Below are 3,164 nucleotides of genomic sequence, written 5' to 3'. Positions count from 1 at the left end.
CAATTTGCCGTTTCAGAGTAAGCCTCAATATGATGTGAAAATCGACGCTGACTTATCACAAGTGGATAGTCATTTATCTGCCTTGAAAGCGGATGAACTGCGCGCTCTTCATATTCTGGCTGATGGTGATATGGAGCAGTTGCGAGTAAAAGGCATTTTAGATAAACAGTATGCATTTAATDGACTCGATCCGCCGTTGACCTTGACCTTTGTTTTTCGGGTTTTGGCCTTGTGCAAACCTCGACTTTCAGCACTTACCAGAAACACAAGCCAGACCAGATTCTCATGTTGGCTTCGGAGTTCAGGCAACCGCCTGTTTGGGCAGGTTGTTCTGGCTAGTGCCTGTTTTCAGCAACTCAGTAGGGGTTGTTACATACCCTTGACTGAAAGCGGCATACTTCCTGACAAACTCCCTCAACCGGATATTGGCCGCTCGTCTTGCCGTGTTATCTTTTCGATATGAAATTGGTTCCTCGTCCCAAGCAGCTTGATAAACCTCGGCATACCGAACCGTAATCTTTCCGCGAGTTGATGGATCGAGCTGCAATAGCATTTCTCGGATCCATTTTTCATCATCACGAAAGAAATTCGCTGGCATCAAGACATTGACGTGATAGTCGAAACTGTCCATAATCACCTCGCTATTAGTGGTATCGGGGAAAATGAGAGTTCCCCCGCTTGATTCACATTGAAAGTTCGATTTGATCAGAAGCCTCAACTGTTACTGAGGCTTTTCTTTTCACTTTTCCTTTCCGTTCCAGCGCTTGGATCAACATCTCTGCGTATTCACCTTCAAATACAATTTTTGATGATTGTGATGGCAGTTCAACAGACCCTTCGGGCAGACCGAATAAGGCAGCAGCTTTACACGCCAGCTTAAATATTCGGTTCTTATCACGGCTTGATGTTGACGGGTGAATCCCAATTTCTTTTGCAAATTCGTTATTTCCGTACTCCAAAATGCATCGAAGCCAAAAACTCTCTAGCGCCTCCGGCTTACAAGTAATTTTGATATTTTTTGCAATATCCATATGTCATACTTCCTTAAATAAAATAATGTTAATAGCCCTGATATTGGGCTACGCTCCCCGCTTACAGGGAATCTACACTTTGCAGCGTAGGGGGCAGATTGTTAAAGAGCATTAAAATCAGGCGATAATTTCGCCAAATAATTCAGATAAATCAGGTCTCAATTGGCACGCTGGAACTAATCCGTTTGTTGCACGCTCAATACGCATGGCATTTGTTGCAGATGGTTTTTTACGCCCATGCAACCACGCCCAAACAGATGGTTGTTTTACGTTACATATGTCAGCAAGAGCTTGCTGGCTGCCAACCATGCCAATAGCCCGTTCGATCAACTTATTCGTCATAAAAAATAACCTCCACTGTTGAATCAGAGCAAATAATAACTATGGCTATTCACAAAGTAAAGCTTTAGTTATTTGACGAAATATAGCCCAAGCTATAAATTGTGTGATATGGAAAAAATGAAACTTGCAGAACGGCTAAAACTAGCCATGAAAAACAAGGGCTTTACTCAAGCCTCGCTAGCTGAGGCTGTTAGCATGTCTCAGCCCAGCGTTTGGAAACTGACATCAGGTAAAGCCACCAGTTCCAGGAAAATAATTGAAATAGCAAAAACTTTGATGGTTGACGCTGAATGGTTAGCGACTGGAAATGGCGACATGTACGGCAGCTCAGAAGGGCAATCGAGCGATAACACGATTTCATCACAAAATAGTAACGATGAGAAACAATTTAGTAGTAAAAATTCTCCGTGCTCCTATAGAGTGAATCTACTGGATATTCAAGCGAGCGCGGGGCCCGGCGTGATTGTTAATTCTGAATTTATCGAAACAATATGTTCAATTGAGTATACCGAAGATGAGGCCAGGAAATTATTTGGAGGCAGACCAGCCGATTCAATAAAAATGATTACAGTCAACGGGGATTCAATGTCAGGAACATTTGAACCGCGAGATCAAATTTTTGTTGACATAACAAAGCATCATTTTGATGGCGATGGTATCTATATTTTTATATTGGAGAACCAGCTATACATCAAGAGACTACAGCTACAGTATAAAAAATTAGCGATTATTTCAGATAATAAGAAGTATGAAACTTGGTATCTTGATGAAGAGGAAGCACAAAAGTTATACATTCAAGGCAAGGTAATGATTAGCCAATCAATTAACTATAGATACCACAGTTAGTAATCAAATTTTAGCCCCGTAATGGGGCTTTTTTGTCCCCCTTCCCCAAAAAGACCTTATCTAAATCACACATCAAAATATTAATTAAAAAAATATATCCTTTTCTATCAACGATTTAATATCTTTTTCTATTTTTATATAACTTTGGCTATTTACATCAAAAATAACTTTGGCTATATTAAATCACATCAAAGGCACACAAGATAGCGAACAGGCAGGGAAAGCCCACGAAGTAGCTGCCCGAGGCGCATGAATATCGGGATGATTCGCAAGTGCTAGAAACAACATAGTACTAGTAATAACAGGAAGCAGTAACTAAAAGGAATTTTCGCTCTTTAACAATCTGTCCCCTATGCCGAAAGGTGTAGACCAAAGCGAAGTTAGCTTTGTTGTGGCGTGACACTGTGGCCCGATTACATCACAACAAAGCTAATTAACGGAGGTTCTTATGAATGCAAAACAGCGTTGCAAATTACGCCGCAAAAATCGACGCATGGAAGAACAAAATCTTATTGAAGCTAACAGAAAGCTCGAAAGGAAGATCGTCACAGCTTTAACGGGGTGTTCAACAAAAACACTAAAAGCCGTCTCACTGTCAGTTATCAAACAAAATAAGACAGTTGAATCATTTAATAACCGTTGTTTACCCAACACATGGCTTTATTCAGTCAAGAATAAGAAAAGTAGCAATATTACAGCCAGACAATGAGCGAATTTCGCCACACTTGGGAATAACAGGAAATTTTTGGCATGGATGCTACTTATTGTAGAGAGTTAAATATAAGAACATTAAAAGGAGAATTAATCATGGTTTAGTGACACAGCTATACCGCTACCAGCCTGATAAATCCAGGCACACGACGACTGTGTAGAGGTCGGGTTCCCACGGCGACGTAGTGAGGGAAAGGCGGCTTAGAGCATCACTGAGTTCCGGTTAGCGCCCGG

5 protein-coding genes are annotated in these 3,164 nt (G+C 41.1%); 3 read left to right on the top strand and 2 right to left on the bottom strand.

Going from position 1 to position 3,164, the window contains the following annotated elements; all coding sequences use genetic code 11:
• The coding region (locus C6H66_RS26475) for a hypothetical protein (RefSeq protein ID WP_219847644.1) at window positions 1–463 on the top strand (463 nt) is incomplete at its 5' end.
• Between the two features lie 220 nt (window positions 464–683).
• Here the strand turns inward: C6H66_RS26475 and C6H66_RS23645 are convergent.
• Complete coding sequence (locus C6H66_RS23645) at window positions 684–1,031, bottom strand: hypothetical protein (protein WP_105396911.1); 348 nt, start codon at window positions 1,029–1,031, stop codon at window positions 684–686.
• A gap of 117 nt (window positions 1,032–1,148) precedes the next feature.
• Window positions 1,149–1,373 carry a transcriptional regulator gene (locus C6H66_RS23640; RefSeq protein ID WP_105396910.1) on the bottom strand — a complete coding sequence of 75 codons (225 nt, stop codon included), beginning with the start codon at window positions 1,371–1,373 and terminating at the stop codon, window positions 1,149–1,151.
• A 117-nt stretch (window positions 1,374–1,490) separates the two neighbouring features.
• Here C6H66_RS23640 and C6H66_RS23635 point away from each other — a divergent pair, with 117 nt between their 5' ends.
• Together C6H66_RS23635 and C6H66_RS23630 are read left to right on the top strand one after the other, a co-directional pair.
• A complete protein-coding gene (locus C6H66_RS23635) occupies window positions 1,491–2,219 on the top strand; it encodes an XRE family transcriptional regulator (protein ID WP_105396909.1) in 729 nt (242 codons plus the stop codon).
• A gap of 448 nt (window positions 2,220–2,667) precedes the next feature.
• Window positions 2,668–2,928: a transcriptional antitermination N peptide gene (locus tag C6H66_RS23630; RefSeq protein WP_105396908.1), complete on the top strand. Its 261-nt coding sequence runs from the start codon at window positions 2,668–2,670 to the stop codon at window positions 2,926–2,928.
• Window positions 2,929–3,164: the final 236 nt, after the last annotated feature.

The sequence above is a fragment of the Photorhabdus hindustanensis genome, from assembly GCF_002968995.1.
GTDB classification, from domain to species: Bacteria; Pseudomonadota; Gammaproteobacteria; order Enterobacterales; family Enterobacteriaceae; genus Photorhabdus; species Photorhabdus akhurstii.
The sequence above is the reverse complement of the archived record's forward strand: the minus strand, read 5'-3'. Positions and strand labels throughout refer to the sequence as shown.